The sequence below is a fragment of the Shewanella sp. UCD-KL12 genome (assembly GCF_001957125.1).
Taxonomy (GTDB): domain Bacteria; phylum Pseudomonadota; class Gammaproteobacteria; order Enterobacterales; family Shewanellaceae; genus Shewanella.
Genome location: NZ_MPHJ01000051.1, coordinates 1 through 711, shown reverse-complemented (window position 1 = coordinate 711; position 711 = coordinate 1). Strand labels below are relative to the sequence as shown.

Genomic DNA, 711 nt, shown 5'->3' with positions numbered 1-711 from the left:
ATCCTGCAGATGAAAGATAATCCCTACCAGTATTCTGGTGGGGATTTTTTTATGTTTGCGCAAGAGCTTGAGCTAGTTCATGAGTCTGTTGAAGAAAGTGGGTCTTATGGTTCTGTAATGGAGGCTATTGATTCAGAGTGGATAGAGCAGTCATTACTCACAGCCAACAAGGCAAGTATCCGTAATCGCCGTTTGCCTGCACAGCAGGCAGTCTGGCTCGTGCTTTGGATGGGGTTAATACGTAACCAGTCCATCAAAGAGGTTTGTGGCTCGATGGATATAGCGCTTCAGTCAGGAGACAACACTTGGTCTCGTGTAGCCCCGAGTGTACTGACTGATTGCCGACGACGCTTAGGCGAAGCCCCTATATCATACTTATTTAAATCTACGGTCTCAGCTTGGCTTGAAGAAGCCTTGGGGGACGATAACGAACTAGGACTCACAACTCTAGCAGTTGATGGAACCGTGTTTCGTTGCCAAGACTCACAAGAGAACGCCGATACATTTGGTTTTATTTCAAAAACACACAAACCCTATCCTCAGCTTCGATTAGTTAGCCTTATATCGACTGAAACCAGAATGGTCTTGGGTGCAGCTTTTGATGGCTGCCACGTAGGAGAAGTAACACTCGCTCAGCGTTTAGTTCAAGAAGCCTCAGATAACTCCTTAACCCTATTTGACCGTTGTTATTTCTCTGCTGACTTACTATTA

1 protein-coding gene is annotated in these 711 nt (G+C 45.6%); it reads left to right on the top strand.

Features of this window, described 5'->3' with window-relative positions; genetic code table 11:
- Positions 1-51: 51 nt before the first annotated feature.
- Positions 52-711: IS4 family transposase (locus tag BM736_RS24785; protein ID WP_179079107.1), on the top strand; the 660-nt coding region annotated here is incomplete at its 3' end.